The following is a 14,029-nucleotide window of genomic DNA, read 5'->3' on the forward strand; positions in this document are numbered from 1 at the left end:
CCGGCCGGCGCAGGCCGTTTCCTGCTCTGCATCCACGGAGGAGTGAGCCCGTGCGTTTCGACGCCACCGGAAAAGTCTCGCTGGAGCACATCTACACGCAGCCCGATCCCCGCTCGTACTTCGGGGCGCTGCGCAAGCTCGACTACTGCGTCCCGCAGTTGGGGAAGCCGTACTTCGCGAAGCTCATCGACGAGCTGCGGACCGCCCGGCGGACCGCCGTCCCGCAGGTGCTCGACATCGGCTGCTCGTACGGGGTCAACGCCGCGCTGCTGAAGTACGACCTGACCATGGACGATCTGTACGCCCGTTACGGTGACGCCCGTGCGGCCGAGGCGGACGCCGAAGCGGCCCCCGCCATCGGGACGGCCGACCGGGACGCGCTGCTGGCCCGCGACCGGGACCTGGCCCGCACCCGGGACACGGCACCCCGCATGCGCTTCGTCGGGCTCGACACCTCCGGACCCGCACTGGACTACGCGCTCGAGGCGGGCTTCCTCGACGACGCCGTCCACGCCGACCTGGAGTCGCACGACCTCACCCCGGACGAGAGCCGGCGCATCGCCGGCACCGACCTGGTGATCTCGACGGGGTGCCTCGGGTACGTCACCGAGAAGACACTCACCCGCATCGTGCGGTCCCTCGGCGACCGCCGCCCCTGGATGGCGCACTTCGTGCTGCGCATGTTCCCCTTCGACCCCGTCGAGCAAGCGCTGGCGGACCTCGGGTACCGGACCGTCCGGGTCGAAGGGGTGTTCAGGCAGCGCCGGTTCGCGTCCGCCGAGGAGCAGGCGGGGGTACTGCGCACGATGGCCGCCGCCGGAGTGGACGCCCGGGGCCTGGAGGAGGACGGCTGGTTCCACGCCCGGCTCTTCCTGTCCCTGCCCGCCGACGCCTCCGGATCCCGGCCGGCCGAGGATCTCGCCGCCGGTGTGCAAGCCACAGCCCGTCCGCACGACCACGACCGGAATCGAGAGCAGAGTTGAGCATGACCCAGGGAACCGCCGCCACCGAGACCTTCGCGCACGAGAGCAGTCTGCCGCGCGTACCGCTGCCGACGCTCGACGAGAGCTGCGAGAGGTTCCTCGCGTGGTGTGCTCCCTTGCTGTCCGTGGACGAACTGGCGGCGACCGAGGCCGAGGTCGCCGCCTTCCTGCGCGCCGGCGGCCCCGGCCGGACCCTGCACGCGGCCCTGGAGGAGTACGACGCAACCGACGGCGTGCGCAGCTGGCTCGACACCTTCTGGCCCTATCGGTACCTGGGGCGCCGGGACCGGATCGCGCTCAACGCCAACTTCTTCTTCCTCTTCCGGGACCCGCCGCCCACGCGGCACGGACAGCCGCAGACCGAGCGGGCCGCCGGGCTGATCGCCGGAGCACTCGACTACAAGCGGCGCATCGACGAGGGCCTGATCGAGCCGGTCGTGCAGCGCGGCCGCCCCCAGTCGACGGAGCAGAACAAGTACCTGTTCTCCAGCACCCGGATCCCCGGAGCCGAGCAGGACACCGTCCGCACCCCGTGGTCCGAGGCCTGGCCCGGCCCGTCGGAGGCGCGGCACATCGTGGTGTTCTTCCGCGGCCGGATGTTCCGGATGGACGTGCTCGGCGCCGACGGGGTGCCGCACGCGCTGGAGGACCTCGAAGCCGGTCTCGACGCCGTGATGAAGGAGGGCGCGGAACCCGCCGCCCCGGGATCCTCCGTCGGACACCTGACCACCATGGCCCGCGGCGAATGGGCCGCCGCGCGTGACGCACTGCGCGTCTGCCACCCGGACAACGCCCAGGCACTCGACGTCGTCGAGACCGCGCTGTTCTGCGTCTGCCTGGAGGACTTCGCACCCGCGGACACCCAGCATGCGTGCGACGAGCTGCTGTACGGCGACCGGGGCAACCGTTGGTTCGACAAGGCCGTGTCGCTGGTCGTGTTCGCCGACGGCCGGGCCGGGATCAACGTGGAGCACTGCGAACTGGACGGCACCACCATCCTGGCGTTCACCGACTTCCTGCTGGGAACGGCGGCCGACGAGCACTCCCGGAACTCCGGTGCCCGCACGCAGGGCCGGCCCGCCACCGCCCCGGTCGGGTTCGAGCTGGACGACGCGCTGCGAGCGCAGGTGCTCTCGGCCGCCGAGGCGTTCGCGGAGTACGGTGCGAGCACGGCGACCCGCACCGTCGCGTTCACGGACTTCGGCAGCGGCACGGCCAAGGCACTCGGGGTCTCGCCGGACGCGTTCGTGCAGCTCGCCTACCAGCTGGCCCACCAGCGCGCCAAGGGCCACCTGGGGGCGACCTACGAGTCCATCGCCACCCGGCAGTACCGCAACGGGCGCACCGAGGCGATGCGCGTCGTCACTCCGGAGATCCGCACGTTCGTGCAGGCCATGGAGGATCCCGCGGCAGATCCGGCGACCCGGCGGACGGCGTTCCTGACCGCCGCAGAGAAGCACGTCACCCGCGCGAAGGAGTGCCAGATCGGGCAGGCCCCCGAACAGCACCTGTGGGAGCTGGAGTTGATTCAGCGCCGGCGCGGCGACGAACTGGGCGTCACCGAGCAGCCCGCCCTGTACCGGACGCCCGGCTGGCTGACGATGCGGGACGACTACCTGAGCACCAGCTCCGCGCCCTCGGTCAACATCCAGTACTTCGGCTTCGGGTCGACCAGCAGCCGGTGCATCGGCGTGGCGTACGTGCTGCTACCGGACCGGTTCCACCTCTACCTGAGCACGCCGAAGCCGGTCGCCGACCAGATGCACGCGTTCGCCGAGCGGCTGCGCGAGGCCGTCACCGAGCTGCGGGAGCTGCTGGAGCCGGGGTACTCCGCGGGCTGAGCCCGCGTCCGGCCAGGTGTTCCGGGGCCCGCCTTCCCGACAGGGGAGGGCGGGCCCTTCCCATTGCGCCGGAGCACCTCGGCCCCGGGCGGGCGTCCCCTGGTGGTGGAACATCTGCCACCGCTCCTCGGCCACGCGCCGCCACATCGAGGTGCGGTGGGACCACCGGCCGTCGATCCTCGCTGTGTACCACAGCCCCCTTGGCTCGGGGCGAAACTCTAGAGACGGTTCCCCGGTTGGGCAACGGGGCCTCGACGTCGCCGCTCGGCCCCACGGAACCGGTCGGCCACCCGGAGCGTGTCACCCCCTGCCTGATCGCAGCCGGTCGCACAGCGTCCGCGGCCTCCGGTCTCCCCGTCCTCTCCCCGCCTCCCAGGAGTTCACCGCCATGTCCCTGCCCCGCATCGGAGTCGTCGTCGTCACGATGGGCACCCGCCCGCGGGAACTGGCGGCCCTGCTCGCCTCGGTGGCGAAGCAGGACGTGCCCGCGAAGGTGGTGCTGGTGGGCAATGCGACGCCGCTCGACGACGTGGCTCCGGCTCCGGGTGCGACGGCCGACCTGACCAAGGTGCCGCTGGACGAGAACCTGGGGTGTCCCGGTGGCCGCAACGTCGGGCTGGCCCTGCTGTGCGACTCGGGCGACGTCGACGTGATCGTCGAGCTGGACGACGACGGGCTCCTCGTCGCCGACGACGTGTTCCGCAGGGTCCGGGCCCTGTTCGACGTGGACCCCCGGCTCGGGATCGTCGGCTTCCGGGTCGCCGACGAGCACGGGCACACCGAGCGCCGCTGGGTGCCCAGGCTCCGCACGGACGATCCGATGCGCCGCGGCCCGGTGACGGCCTTCCTCGGTGGTGGCCACGCCTTGTCGGTGCGGATGCTCCACGAGATCGGGCTGTGGCCGGCGGAGTTCTTCTTCGGGCACGAGGAGTCCGACCTCGCCTGGCGTGCGCTGGACGCCGGCTGGGAGATCCGCTACGAACCGGAGTTGGTGCTCCAGCATCCCCGCACCTCCCCGGCACGGCACCCGGTCCACTACCGGTTCACCGCCCGCAACCGGGTCTGGCTCGCCCGCCGTCGGCTCCCTGCCCCGCTGGTCCCGGTTCATCTCGCGGTGTGGATCCTGCTCACCCTCGCGCGCATCCGGTCGCTCACGGGGCTGCGGGCCTGGTGGGGCGGTTTCCGGGAGGGCATGCGGACGCCGTGCGGCCCGCGCCGGCCGATGAGCTGGCGGACGGTGTGGCGCATGACCCGTCTGGGCCGGCCCCCGGTCGTCTGACAGTGACAGTGACGGTCACCGGCCACAGACCCTGAGTGGTTCCCGCGGTGGCCCGCCGGGGCCGGTGAGCACCTGGCCGCGCGGGCCGCGCTGCTGGACGGCACCTACCGTGAGATCGCCGGGCAGCTCCACCAGCTCTACCAGGACGGCATGGAAGACCGGATCGGCGCACTCGGCCTGATCCTCAACGCCCTCGTGCTGTTCACGACGCGCTACTGCCGAAATCAGACGTGTTCGCGCAGGTACAGGTCGCGCAGCAGGCCGATCTCGCCACCGTGATGCGTGACCTCGACCAGAGCGTGCAGCGCGAGCTTCAGATAGGTCTCATCGGCCCAACCGCCGGGGCCCAGGCCTATCGGCGCCAGCAGGCGCTTGTCGCCGAGGGCTGCGATACGGGAGATGAAGTGCTCCCAGTCCTCGGCGAGCGCCTGGACGCCCTCTTCCGCGGTGCCCGGCCACTCGTGGCGGTCGCCGAACCCGGGGGCGTCCTCGAAGAAGTGGATCACATAACCGCGCAGGCAGAGGCTGCCGATGTGCCAGATGCGCCAGGCGATCGTCGTGATGGGGTCCGGCGCCTCCGGACTCGATTCGGGAAACAGCGTGGCGACCCGGAAGACGCCGTCGTCCCCGGGGCGGATGCTGATGCAGTCGCTGACCGGCTCCCAGTGGTACTCGGCGTCGGTCAGGTCCTCAAGGCGCTCGAACAGCCGGGATCGCGCGCGTTCGAAGATCGCGAGAACGTCCCGCGTGACGGGGTCGGGCACGATCACGTCAGCCATGTCGACTCCAGGGCTCGGTGGTTTCGGGTCGGTCGGGATGATCAGCGTCGATGGGTCGGCCGGCTCGGTCACGTGCCGCCGCCTCGGCGTGTGTCGCCGGGCGCGAGCAGGCCGGCTACGCCTGCCCCACCTGCGGATGCCGGGACGCGCGTCAGCCGTACCGGACGACGAGCGCCTCAATGTAGTCCTCCAGCCTGTGCGAGAGCAGCTCTGACGTCAGGTCGGAGCGCCCCAGTTCGCGCCAGGGGACCGCCATCTTCTCGGCGTCCGGGGCGAAGGCCAGGGCGTCCAGCAGACGCCAGTACAGGTGCGCCGCCGGATCCTCGTCCAGCCGGCCTCCCGAGGCCGCGTACTGCTCGGCGAACAGCATGCCCGTCTCCACGCCGTGCAGCAGCGCCAGTGCGGTGGAGCAGTGGGCGACGTCCAGGTCCGCCGGGCCCCAGGAGGTCTCCACCCAGTCCACCACCCCGCTGACGCGGAGACCGGTGCCGTGCCCGCTGAGGAGAACGTTGCCCGGATGGAAGTCCCGATGGAGGAAGCAGGGTTGGTGAGCGGGTGGATCACGGCGGATGACGTCAACGGCCCGCCGCCACAGGTCGGGCCGGGTGGTCGCCCCGGGTACGCGCACCGACCCGGGATCGGTCCATGCCTGGTACGTGCGCGGCCGGTCGACCTCGCCCACCTGCACGCGGTGAATGCCCACGAGCTGCCGGGCCAGGAGGCCCACGCGCTGCCCGGCATCCGCGTCGTCCAGGTGCAGCGTGCCGGGCAGGTGGGACATGAGGAGCGACGGATGGTCGCAGAACTCGCCGGTGGCGTCGACGGCATGGAGTCCTGCCGCAGGTACCTCGGTATCACCGAGCAGGGTGAGTACCGCGGCCTCGCGAGTGAGCAGACCTTGCGCATGCCGCAGGAAGAACGGCTTGACGAAGGACCGGAGGACCAGCTGCCGGCTGCCGTTCGGGCCGCAGACGTGCAGGCGGCGCATCTCCGAGGTCCACCCGCCCCGCAGGCGTTCGACAGCCTCGATCCGGTCGCCCGGCGGGAGGTGCTTCTCCACCCAGGAGCGGGTCGCGGCCCGACTCGGGGCCTCGTCGTCGGTCTCGCCCGCATTCACGTGCTCGGTCATGGCCACCCGAGCAGGCTAACGTTGCGCCGTCTCATGAGGGCTCCAACGGGCTCAGATCTCCTGACGGAATGCGTCGTCTGCAGCGTGGCCGGTTCCTTCGCGGCCCGATACCGAGGTGTCCTGGAGTCGCCGCATGCGGCGAAGGACGGGACTGGCGATGGACACTCCGCGGCCTCGCGGCCGAGGAGCGGAAGGTCTCGCTGTAGACAGCCGTTGTCGCTTGGCCTCACGCATGTGCGCCGGCAGGTTCTCAGGAGCGGTCGGCTTCGGGGTTCGCAGGATGACGCGCCGGGCGTCCCGGCACGATGCGCCCTGCTTCGAGCCGTCGAAGCCGCCACAACACCTCGATCCCCGCCTCGCCCGGCGAAGCGGGCCCGTCGGGCACCGCCCGCCGTCCGACCTCGGTGAATCCCAGACGCCGGGGCACGGCCTCACTGGACGCGTTGGCCTCGTCGTGGTGGATCTCGACCAGGTCGACATCCGGCAGTTCGAAGGCCTGGCGCAGCAGCGCGGAGGCTGACATGGTCACGAGCCCCTGACCTGTCCACGCGGGGTGGATCCAGTAGCCGATCTCCAGCCCCCCGGGGCCGATGCGGCGCATCAGGCCGCAACTGCCGATCACCGATCCGCCGACGGTGATCGCATAGTTGTAGGCCTGCCCCTCCGCCCATTCCTGCTCGCACCGGGTGACGAAACCGACCGCCGTGTCGCGGCTGTGCTCGGCGGCCCAGGGCATCCACGGAATCAGGTGGTCCAGGGACTCGGTGACCACTCGGTCCACGACATCGGCGTCGGCTGCCCGCCAACGCCGCAGCTCGACGCGGTCGAAGCGAAGGATCTCAGCAGGTCGGACCATGCACCGGATCCTTCCTGGTCAGGGACGCAGCGGCAAGGCATTTCCTGGCGCCCGCCGCCCCCGGACCGGGGCGCGATCGGCACGCCGCGGCGTTCAACGTGGCATCGTGGCGGCCGTCGCCAGGGCCACAGCGCCGTCACCCGTCGAGTCCGGAGCAGCCGTGAGTACCGTACGCAGGACCGTTCGCCCGGTCGACGGCGAGCAGGTGAGCGTCTGCACGGTCGAACCGGGCGAGCGGGCCGTCGATCCGCACGGCGTCCTCGTCCTGCACGGCGCGGGGAACGGGGACAAGGAGCGCGTCCTCCCTCTGGCCGAGGACTTCGCCGCCCTCGGGCATCCGGCCGTGGCACTGGACTTCTCGGGGCACGGGGAGAGTTCGGGTGCCCTGCCGGAGCTCAGCCTCCGGCGCCGCCGCGACCAGGCCGCCGGTGTCATCGAGGAGCTCTGCGACCCCGAACTCCCGCTGATCCTGGTCGGATTCAGCATGAGCGGGCAGACCGTCGCCGACCTGATCGAGGTCTACGGAGAGCGGGTGGCGGCCGTCGTGCTCTGTGCGCCGGGCATCTACGGACGGCAGGCGTGGGATGTCCCCTTCGGCGCCGGATTCACCGGGTTGATCCGGCAGCCCGGGAGCTGGCGGACCAGCGCCGCGCCCGCCGCCTACGCGCGCTTCGCCGGGCGCGCAGTCCTGGTGCTGCCGGAACGCGACGACGTCATCCCGGCCGGCGTCACCTCACTCATCGGATCGGCGCTGACCGAGAACGCCGACTTCTCCACGCTGCGTCTCCCGGGGGCGGGCCACCAGCTCGGGCGCTGGCTGGCCGGGCAACCGGGGGACCGGCAGCGCGTCGTCACCGCGGCGCTGCGTCCGGCCTCTCACCACCGGACGGCCGAACCGGCTTCCGTCACAAATCGGTTGATCGGCTGACCGCCCTCCGGTAGCAAGGGCGGATGATGCGTGGCGAGAAGGCCGGGCTGCGGGCCCGGCACGAAGCGGACGTTCCCTTGCTCCACGCGCTCCACGAGGACGTGGCGTCCCGGTCGCGTCAGGACCCCCGGCCCTGGCAGCCGTTGCCGCCGGAGCGTTCACCGTTCGTGGTGGCCGAGACGTCGGAGAAGGCGGTGCCCTTCTCGGCGGTGGAGCTCGATTCCGGGGAACTCGCCGGCGCGGCCTCGCTGTGGGGCATCGACCTGCACAACAGGTCGGCACACCTGGGGCTTTCGCTTCTCCCCGCGTTCCGCGGCCGCGGGCTCGGCTCGGACATCGTCCGTGTGCTCTGCGCGTACGGGTTCACGGTCCGCGGACTTCAGCGGTTGCAGGTGGACACCCTGGAGGACAACGTCCCGATGATCACCGCGGCGACCAAGGCCGGATTCACGGTCGAGGGCACGCTGCGGCGTTCGGCCTGGGTGTGCGGGACATTCCTCGACGAGGTCGTCCTCGGTCTCCTCGCGCACGAATGGACTCCCTGAGCAGTCCCCGAGCTCCCGGTCCGTCGAGCACGCCGCGGCGGGGAGAGCATTCGGGGCCGGTGGCGGCGCAGGAAACGACTTCGGCGACAGGCCTCCGGGAGGCGCGGCGACGAGCTCCTCAGGCGAAATTCCCTACCGTGGCGGCCGGAAAGGGCGGAGGCTCGTCCCATGACTGATATGGCGTCGTTCCGGGAAGCGGTCACCGCGTGGGCGGCCGGTGGGCCGGGCGATCCGGCGCGAGAGCTGGCCGGGCAACTGCCCGTCCGGACAGCCGTCCTGCTCGAAGGACCGAGTGACGTCGCCGCGGTCGGCGCGCTCGCCGCGGGCCTCGGACGGAACCTGGAGGCCGAAGGAGTCTGCGTCCTGCCGATGGGCGGTGCGATGAGCGTTGGGCGCTTCGCCCGCGTCCTCGGGCCGTCGGGTCTGGGCCTGCGCCTGACGGGACTGTGCGACGAGGCGGAACGCCGCCACTACACCCGCGGCTGGGGGCAGGCCGGTGCGGCACAGCAAGGGTTCTTCGTCTGTGCGGCGGACCTGGAGGACGAGCTCATCCGTGCGTTGGGAGTGCCACGGGTGCAGGAACTCGTCCGGGAGGAGGGCGACTTGCGCCCCCTGCAGACCTTCCTGCGCCAGCCCGCGCAGCGGGGCCGTACTCCGCAGCAGCAGATGCGGCGTTTCCTGGGCACGACGAGCGGGCGCAAGATCCGCTACGGCCGCGTCCTCGTCGAGGCACTCGATCCCGACCGTGTACCCGCGCCCCTCGATGACCTGCTCGCCGACCTCTGACCGCCGGGCGACATCGATCTCGGCACCAGAGCTCCGACTCACGCAGACTTCCCGTCAGGTCCGGGAACTCGGCATCCGTTCGTCGGGCGGCAGCGCCACGCGGAACCCGGTGACCGCGACCGCGGCCCCGGCACGCGCGGTCTCGCAGGGAGGGCCATGGCCGGGCGGGGCGGGGTGACGGGAATCGGGTGGCGTGACCGTCACGAGCGCCGCTAGCGTGACGCCGTGATGCACCGGAACCCGCTCGCCTACCTGGTGGGCCTGGAGGGGACCGCCCTGCTGCGTGCGTTCACCGGGGAACACGGTCGTGAGTTCGTCGACGCGCGTATCGGTGAGATCCGTAAGCTGCTCAACGACGAGACGCTCGCAGATGCGGCCGTGGACGTTGAACGGGTGGGCACGGTCGATGGATACCGGATCTGGTCGAGGACCTACGACGGCCCCAACTCGGCGTTCGACCTCGACGAGCCCGTCGTCGGGGAAATCCTCGATGGACTGCCGACGGGGGTCGCCCTGGACGCCGCCTGCGGTACCGGGCGGATGACGGCCCTGCTGGCCGAGCGCGGGCACCGGACCGTCGGCGTCGACAGCTCGCCGGACATGCTGACCCGTGCACGCGAGCGGGTATCGGATGGCGAGTTCCGCCGCGGGGACCTGCGCCGGCTGCCCGTGGCCGACGAGGCCATGGACTTGGTGGTCTGTTCCCTTGCCCTGACGCATGTTCCCGACCTGGGGCCTGTGATGGCGGAGTTCGCCAGGGTGTTGCGCCCGGGCGGGCACCTCGTCACCTCGGACATCCACCCGGAATGGGTGGCGCGGGGTTCGATTCCCTCGGTGAGCCTGGCGGACGGGAAGCCCGGACAGATGGAGACCTACCGTCATCGGGTCGGGGACTATCTGCGTGCTGCGCTTGCGGTGGGGCTCCAGGTCCGACGCTGTGAGGAGCCCGGGGAGCAATCCGCGGGGCCGACCGCACCACAGGACACCCCACGGGAGCTCACGACCGGTGTGGGGCCGTGGGAGGACTGGCCGTGGTGCCTGATGGACCTGCTGCCCGAGGCTGCTGCGGCGTCCAACGCCGGAGTTCCGGTGGAGATCATCTGGCACTTCCAACGGGACTCGTGACCGAATCAGCGGGTATTAGGGTGCAACCGAACGGTTGTTCGTCCCCCGTGAAGTGAGCTCGCGGACCGCGTGGAGATCACGCCCGCCAACCTGGCGGTACTCAAGAACGGCCGCGCCAAGGCGGTGCGCTTAACGTTGTCGGGCGCTGGCCTTCTTTGTTCGGAGCGGGTGACGGATTGGAACCCCCTCTCCGAGCCGGGGAATCACGGTCTCGAAGAGCCGTGGGCCGCGCCTCCCGAACGGGGAAGGCACGGCCCACGGCTCCAGCAGTCAGGTGAGCGGGTGTCCGCTCCGCGCTGCGGTGTTCTCAGAGGTCGAAGTACATCTCGAACTCGTGCGGGTGCGGACGGAGCGCCAGCGGGGCGATCTCCTGCGTCCGCTTGTAGTCGATCCACGTCTCGATCAGGTCCGAGGTGAACACGCCGCCCGCGAGCAGGTACTCGTGGTCCGCCTCGAGCGCGTCCAGGACAGCCGGGAGCGAGGTCGGGACCTGCGCCACGTTCGCGTGCTCCTCCGGAGCCAGCTCGTAAAGGTCCTTGTCGATCGGCTCGGCCGGCTCGATCTTGTTCTTCACGCCGTCGAGACCGGCCATCAGCAGCGCCGAGAACGCGAGGTACGGGTTGCTGGACGGGTCCGGGGCGCGGAACTCGACACGCTTGGCCTTCGGGTTCGAGCCTGTGATCGGGATACGCATCGCCGCGGAGCGGTTGCGCTGCGAGTACACCAGGTTCACCGGCGCCTCGAAGCCCGGCACCAGCCGGTGGTACGAGTTGATCGTCGGGTTGGTGAAGGCCAGCAGCGACGGGGCGTGCTTGAGGATGCCGCCGATGTAGTACCGGGCGGTGTCCGACAGGCCCGCGTAGCCCTGCTCGTCGTAGAACAGCGGGTCGCCGCTCTGCCACAGCGACTGGTGCACGTGCATGCCCGAGCCGTTGTCGCCGAAGATCGGCTTCGGCATGAAGGTCGCGGTCTTGCCGTTGCGCCAGGCGACGTTCTTCACGATGTACTTGAAGAGCATCAGGTCGTCGGCCGCGGCCAGCAGCGTGTTGAACTTGTAGTTGATCTCGGCCTGTCCGGCGGTGCCCACCTCGTGGTGCTGGCGCTCGACCTGGAGCCCGGCCTTGTCCAGCTCGAGGCTGATCTCCGCACGCAGGTCGGCGAAGTGGTCCACCGGCGGGGTCGGGAAGTACCCGCCCTTGTAGCGGACCTTGTAGCCACGGTTGTTCTCGACCGCTCCGGTGTTCCAGGCGCCGGCCTCGGAGTCGATGTGGTAGTACGACTCGTTGGGGCCGGTGCTGAAGCGCGCGCTGTCGAAGACGTAGAACTCGGCCTCGGGACCGAAGTACGCGGTGTCCGCGATGCCGGTGGAGGCGAGGTAGGCCTCGGCCTTCTTGGCGATGTTCCGCGGGTCACGGCTGTACTGCTCGCCCGTGATCGGGTCGTGGATGAAGAAGTTGATGTTGACCGTCTTGTCCCGGCGGAACGGGTCCACACGAGCGGTGGAGAGGTCGGCGCGCAGAGCCATGTCGGACTCGTGGATGGCCTGGAACCCGCGGATCGACGATCCGTCGAAGGCCAGCTCCTCGCCCGGGTCGAAGGACTCCGCCGGAACCGTGAAGTGCTGCATCACGCCGGGAAGGTCGCAGAATCGGATGTCAATGAATTTGACGTCCTCGTCCGCGATGTACTTCTTCACGTCGTCGGCGTTCTGGAACATCCATCCTCCTAGCCCGCCGCCAGGGGACGGGGGTTTGCTTCAGTCGCGTGGCCAGCCGCGGTGGCCCGCCGCTGACGACACTAGGATTCGGGGATTTCTCGAGCGTGACCCATTTGTTTCGCCGAGGTTAACCGCTGCGACGTGCGGTTCGCCTGCGAAGGAGCGTCGTGGCCGCGCCGGTACCGCCCAGGGTGCCACGCTGCCCCCGCCCCGCACGACCGGCCGCGTCCTCTGCCGCAGTACCGTGTCGGGGTGGACAACAGGCAAGCTATCGGATCGTGGCTCTCCGGCCCCCGCGCGGCGGCCGAGGACATGGGCGTCGACTTCGGCTACCGCGGCGAGCGGCTGGGACTGGCGGAGAACGGGCCCGGATCCATCGCTCCGTTCGGCCGGCGCCTCGCGGCGCTCTGCATCGACTGGGCCGCGTGCGTTCTCATCGCCTACGCTCTCTTCGCCCACGGTGACGCCCGGCCCGCGGGCAATGCGGCGCTCGGCGTATTCGCGGTGCTGAGCCTGGCCACCGTCGGCACTGTCGGCTGCACGCCCGGCAAGCGGCTGCTGGGCATCCGCGTCGTGGCGCTCGGCGGCGGACGGCTCACCTTCCGGTATGCGGCGCTGCGCACCCTGCTTCTGCTCGCCGTGATTCCGGCCGTGATCTGGGACCGCGACGGCCGCGGGCTGCACGACCGGCTCGCGCGGTCGGTCCAGGTCCGGATCTGACACGTCCCTCCGCCTCCTTCCCGGCGGAGGACGCCGCCGTCCGGGCGCACCGGGGGCGCGAGGGGCCCCGGGGGCACGCGCCGGGAGTGCGGCAACACCCATCCGCACGCAGCGAAGCGGCCCGGGACCGTCATGGCCCGGGCCGCTTCCGCAGTTTCCCGTCGGGGTCGGACGGCCTCAGCGGCCGCGCGGCATCCGCATGCCCTTGGGCATCGGGCCCTTCGGCAGCGGCATGTTCTTCATCATGTCGCCGAGTGCGCGCAGACGGTCGTTGACCGTGGTGACCTGGGCACCCGAGAGCACCCGCGGCAGCTTCAGCAGGGTGGTGCGCAGCTTCTTCAGCGGCACCTGGCCCTCGCCGTCGCCCACCACCACGTCGTGCACCGGCACGTCCGAGACGACACGCGACATCTTCCGCTTCTCCGAGGCCAGCAGGCCCTTGACCCGGTTCGGGTTGCCCTCGGCGACCAGCACGATGCCCGCCTTGCCGACGGCCCGGTGCACGATGTCCTGGTTGCGGTTCATGGTCACCGCGGGAGTCACCGACCAGCCGCGGCCGACGTTCTCCAGCACGGCGGCGGCAGCACCCGGCTGTCCCTCCATCTGCCCGAACGCGGCCCGCTCGGCCCGGCGGCCGAAGATGATCGCCATCGCCAGGAAGGCGAGCAGGAAGCCCAGGATGCCGGCGTAGACCGGGTGTCCGATGGCGAAGCCGGCGCCGAGGAGGGCGCCGAAGACGACCAGTCCCACAGCCGCGACCACAAGTCCGACCTTGGGGTCGGCCCGCTTGGTCATCTTGTAGGTCAGGGCGATCTGCTTCAGCCGCCCGGGGTTCTCGGAAGTTTCCTGCCTCGCCATGCGGCAGAGTTTACGTGGCCCTCGGAGTCCGGGAGGACGCGGCCTCCAGCACGAACTGCGCCTCCCGGCGGTCGTGCGCCCGGCGCCGGTCCTCGAGCACGGCGTTCCAGGCGTTGCGTCGCGCGATCTCCTGCCCGCGGCGCATCAGAACCGCTTCCACGGCGCGCAGCGGTGCGGTCACGTAAGGGACGACGGGAATGGCGCGTACGGGCGCGGCCTGCATGACGGGTTCCCCTCGGAACGGTCGGCGGGACAACGGGACTGACTCCCGTGGGTCCGGTAAGGCGGACCCACGGCAGAGCGGGGCAGCACAGCGGAACAGCAAGACAGCACGACGGCGGGAACAGCAGGACAGCCTGGGCGCCGTCACGATGCACGCACTCGACGCATGCCGAGCGTACATGCATCGTCACACAATGTTGTTACCAGGGTATGGCCGGAGCGGCAAACGCAGGCGCAGACACGAAAGCGGCCCGCGACTCC

Annotated in this window: 14 protein-coding genes and 1 pseudogene; 9 read left to right on the forward strand and 6 right to left on the reverse strand. The window is 70.7% G+C overall.

Going from position 1 to position 14,029, the window contains the following annotated elements:
- The first annotated feature begins 50 nt into the window (after positions 1-50).
- The 3 genes from M1E25_RS22405 to M1E25_RS22415 all read left to right on the forward strand — a co-directional run bounded on the left by M1E25_RS22405 (position 51) and on the right by M1E25_RS22415 (position 4,103).
- Positions 51-983, forward strand: coding sequence for a class I SAM-dependent methyltransferase (locus M1E25_RS22405; protein ID WP_251418546.1), 933 nt, complete (start codon positions 51-53; stop codon positions 981-983).
- Between the two features lie 2 nt (positions 984-985).
- A complete protein-coding gene (locus M1E25_RS22410; RefSeq protein ID WP_251418548.1) occupies positions 986-2,824 on the forward strand; it encodes a choline/carnitine O-acyltransferase in 1,839 nt (612 codons plus the stop codon).
- 388 nt (positions 2,825-3,212) lie between these two features.
- Positions 3,213-4,103 (forward strand): glycosyltransferase family 2 protein, encoded by an 891-nt coding sequence (locus M1E25_RS22415; protein ID WP_251418550.1) that lies wholly within the window; start codon positions 3,213-3,215, stop codon positions 4,101-4,103.
- A 224-nt stretch (positions 4,104-4,327) separates the two neighbouring features.
- Here the strand turns inward: M1E25_RS22415 and M1E25_RS22420 are convergent, their stop codons facing one another.
- From M1E25_RS22420 to M1E25_RS22430, 3 genes are all read right to left on the reverse strand, one after another.
- On the reverse strand, positions 4,328-4,882 hold the full coding sequence (locus M1E25_RS22420) for a DinB family protein (RefSeq protein WP_251418552.1): 555 nt from the start codon (positions 4,880-4,882) through the stop codon (positions 4,328-4,330).
- Positions 4,883-5,033: 151 nt separating this feature from the next.
- On the reverse strand, positions 5,034-6,011 hold the full coding sequence (locus tag M1E25_RS22425; protein WP_251418571.1) for a phosphotransferase family protein: 978 nt from the start codon (positions 6,009-6,011) through the stop codon (positions 5,034-5,036).
- Between the two features lie 250 nt (positions 6,012-6,261).
- The gene (locus tag M1E25_RS22430) at positions 6,262-6,867 is read right to left on the reverse strand and encodes a GNAT family N-acetyltransferase (RefSeq protein WP_251418554.1); all 606 of its coding nucleotides are present in this window, start codon (positions 6,865-6,867) and stop codon (positions 6,262-6,264) included.
- Between the two features lie 160 nt (positions 6,868-7,027).
- Between M1E25_RS22430 and M1E25_RS22435 the strand changes: the two genes are divergently transcribed.
- From M1E25_RS22435 to M1E25_RS22455, 5 genes and pseudogenes are all read left to right on the forward strand, one after another.
- Entirely contained in the window at positions 7,028-7,795 is a 768-nt protein-coding gene (locus M1E25_RS22435) for an alpha/beta hydrolase (protein ID WP_251418556.1), read from the forward strand.
- A gap of 23 nt (positions 7,796-7,818) precedes the next feature.
- On the forward strand, positions 7,819-8,340 hold the full coding sequence (locus M1E25_RS22440; protein WP_251418558.1) for a GNAT family N-acetyltransferase: 522 nt from the start codon (positions 7,819-7,821) through the stop codon (positions 8,338-8,340).
- Between the two features lie 168 nt (positions 8,341-8,508).
- Positions 8,509-9,126, forward strand: coding sequence for a TOPRIM nucleotidyl transferase/hydrolase domain-containing protein (locus M1E25_RS22445; RefSeq protein ID WP_251418560.1), 618 nt, complete (start codon positions 8,509-8,511; stop codon positions 9,124-9,126).
- Between the two features lie 228 nt (positions 9,127-9,354).
- On the forward strand, positions 9,355-10,251 hold the full coding sequence (locus M1E25_RS22450; protein ID WP_251418573.1) for a class I SAM-dependent methyltransferase: 897 nt from the start codon (positions 9,355-9,357) through the stop codon (positions 10,249-10,251).
- Between the two features lie 54 nt (positions 10,252-10,305).
- Positions 10,306-10,398, forward strand: a pseudogene (locus M1E25_RS22455) (helix-turn-helix domain-containing protein); the annotation flags it as partial.
- Positions 10,399-10,558: 160 nt separating this feature from the next.
- Here M1E25_RS22455 and glnA read toward each other — a convergent pair.
- Positions 10,559-11,968: a type I glutamate--ammonia ligase gene (gene glnA / locus M1E25_RS22460; RefSeq protein WP_251418561.1), complete on the reverse strand. Its 1,410-nt coding sequence runs from the start codon at positions 11,966-11,968 to the stop codon at positions 10,559-10,561.
- A gap of 252 nt (positions 11,969-12,220) precedes the next feature.
- On the opposite strand from glnA, the gene M1E25_RS22465 reads away from it, so the two are divergent.
- Entirely contained in the window at positions 12,221-12,688 is a 468-nt protein-coding gene (locus M1E25_RS22465) for an RDD family protein (protein ID WP_251418563.1), read from the forward strand.
- 177 nt (positions 12,689-12,865) lie between these two features.
- Here M1E25_RS22465 and M1E25_RS22470 read toward each other — a convergent pair whose 3' ends face one another.
- Positions 12,866-13,546, reverse strand: coding sequence for a DUF4191 domain-containing protein (locus tag M1E25_RS22470; RefSeq protein ID WP_251418565.1), 681 nt, complete (start codon positions 13,544-13,546; stop codon positions 12,866-12,868).
- Positions 13,547-13,556: 10 nt separating this feature from the next.
- A complete protein-coding gene (locus M1E25_RS22475) occupies positions 13,557-13,769 on the reverse strand; it encodes an SCO2195 family GlnR-regulated protein (RefSeq protein ID WP_251418567.1) in 213 nt (70 codons plus the stop codon).
- Positions 13,770-14,029: the final 260 nt, after the last annotated feature.

Source organism: Streptomyces meridianus (genome assembly GCF_023703325.1).
Taxonomy (GTDB): domain Bacteria; phylum Actinomycetota; class Actinomycetes; order Streptomycetales; family Streptomycetaceae; genus Streptomyces; species Streptomyces meridianus.

Excerpts from the sequence above, each read along its gene's own strand:
- M1E25_RS22410 (WP_251418548.1), top strand. The coding sequence starts at position 986 with ATGACCCAGGGAACCGCCGCCACCGAGACCTTCGCGCACGAGAGCAGT.
- M1E25_RS22415 (WP_251418550.1), top strand. The coding sequence starts at position 3,213 with ATGTCCCTGCCCCGCATCGGAGTCGTCGTCGTCACGATGGGCACCCGC.
- M1E25_RS22420 (WP_251418552.1), bottom strand. The coding sequence starts at position 4,882 with ATGGCTGACGTGATCGTGCCCGACCCCGTCACGCGGGACGTTCTCGCG.
- M1E25_RS22425 (WP_251418571.1), bottom strand. The coding sequence starts at position 6,011 with ATGACCGAGCACGTGAATGCGGGCGAGACCGACGACGAGGCCCCGAGT.
- M1E25_RS22430 (WP_251418554.1), bottom strand. The coding sequence starts at position 6,867 with ATGGTCCGACCTGCTGAGATCCTTCGCTTCGACCGCGTCGAGCTGCGG.
- M1E25_RS22440 (WP_251418558.1), top strand. The coding sequence starts at position 7,819 with ATGATGCGTGGCGAGAAGGCCGGGCTGCGGGCCCGGCACGAAGCGGAC.
- M1E25_RS22445 (WP_251418560.1), top strand. The coding sequence starts at position 8,509 with ATGACTGATATGGCGTCGTTCCGGGAAGCGGTCACCGCGTGGGCGGCC.
- M1E25_RS22450 (WP_251418573.1), top strand. The coding sequence starts at position 9,355 with ATGCACCGGAACCCGCTCGCCTACCTGGTGGGCCTGGAGGGGACCGCC.
- glnA (WP_251418561.1), bottom strand. The coding sequence starts at position 11,968 with ATGTTCCAGAACGCCGACGACGTGAAGAAGTACATCGCGGACGAGGAC.
- M1E25_RS22470 (WP_251418565.1), bottom strand. The coding sequence starts at position 13,546 with ATGGCGAGGCAGGAAACTTCCGAGAACCCCGGGCGGCTGAAGCAGATC.
- M1E25_RS22475 (WP_251418567.1), bottom strand. The coding sequence starts at position 13,769 with ATGCAGGCCGCGCCCGTACGCGCCATTCCCGTCGTCCCTTACGTGACC.